1 protein-coding gene is annotated in these 1,475 nt (G+C 69.6%); it reads left to right on the top strand.

What is annotated here, in order from left to right; all coding sequences use genetic code 11:
- Positions 1–1,406, top strand: a 1,406-nt coding sequence (locus tag LH128_RS28765; RefSeq protein WP_008833225.1) for an ATP-binding cassette domain-containing protein, incomplete at its 5' end; no start/stop codon positions are given.
- Positions 1,407–1,475: the final 69 nt, after the last annotated feature.

Here is a 1,475-nt window from a genome sequence, read left to right as displayed (position 1 = left end):
CCGCCGACACCGCGATCATCGAGCAGATCGTGGGCACCACCGTCTCGGTCGCGCTGCGTAACGCGATCATGGCGCTGGGCGGGGTGATCTATCTCTTCGCGCTGGAGCCGGGGCTGACGGCGTGGCTGGTCATCGCCATTCCGGTGGTGATCCTGCCGATCGCCGCTTTCGGTCGCAAGCTGCGCGCCGTCTCGCGATCCAGCCAGGACCGCGTGGCAGACATCGGCGCGCTGACTGCCGAAGTGCTGGGCGCATTGAAGGTCGTGCAGGCGTTCAACCAGGAAGGCCGCGAGCAGGGCCGCTTCGCCGCCGCTGTGGAGCGCACGTTCGATACCGGCCGTCACCGCATCATGATCCGCGCGATCATGACCGCGGTGATCATGTTCCTGATCTTCGGATCGATCACCATGATCATGTGGCGCGGCGCGATCGGCGTGGCCGAGGGCTCCATCACCGGCGGCACCATCGCCGCCTTCGTGGTAACGGCGGGCATCGTCGCAGGCGCGTTCGGCTCGCTCACCGAGGTCTACGGCGATCTCGTGCGCGGCGCGGGTGCGGCCAGCCGCCTCGCTGAACTGCTGAGCGAACATCCGACGATCGCCCCTCCGGCGCGCGCTCTGGTGCTGCCGAGCCCGGCGCGCGGCAAGCTGGCGTTCGAGCGCGTGACCTTCCGCTACCCCTCGCGGCCCGAACTTCCGGCGCTGCACGACTTCAATCTGACCATCGAGCCGGGCGAGACCGTCGCTATCGTCGGCCCCTCGGGCGCGGGCAAGTCGACGCTGTTCCAGCTGGCCGAGCGGTTCTACGATCCGCAGGGCGGCGCCATCAAGATCGACGGCGTGCCGCTCGCCTCCGCCGACCCGGCCGAGATTCGCGCGCGCATCGCTCTGGTCCCGCAGGAAGGCGTGCTGTTCGCCGCCTCCGCGCGTGACAATCTGCGCTACGGCAATTGGCACGCCGATGACGAGGCGATCTGGCAGGCGGCCCGCGCGGCCAACGCCGAAGGTTTCCTGCGCGCGCTGCCGCAAGGCCTCGACACGTTCCTCGGCGAAGACGGTGCGCGCCTTTCGGGCGGCCAGCGCCAGCGCATCGCCATCGCCCGCGCGCTGCTGCGCGACGCGCCGATCCTGCTGCTCGACGAAGCCACCAGCGCGCTCGACGCCGAGAGCGAGCGGCTGGTGCAGGACGCGGTCGAGACGCTGATGGCGCAGCGCACCACGCTGGTCATCGCTCACCGCCTCGCCACCGTGCGCAAGGCGGACCGTATCGTCGTGATGGATGGCGGCCGTATCGTCGAGCAGGGCACGCATGAAAGCCTGAGCGGGCAGGGCGGCCTCTATGCGCGGCTGGCCTCGCTACAGTTCGACGCTGTCGTCTCGGGGCAGCCGATCGCGCCGCTGGGCTGAGGCGCCCCTTTCGTCATTGCGAGCGCAGCGAAGCAATCCAGGGCAGCACTACGCCGCTCTGGATTGCTT

The sequence above is a fragment of the Sphingomonas sp. LH128 genome, assembly GCF_000293195.2.
In the GTDB taxonomy this organism is placed as follows: Bacteria; Pseudomonadota; Alphaproteobacteria; order Sphingomonadales; family Sphingomonadaceae; genus Novosphingobium; species Novosphingobium resinovorum_A.
Note: the sequence above shows the minus strand (reverse complement) of the source record. Positions and strands in the feature narration are given on the sequence as shown.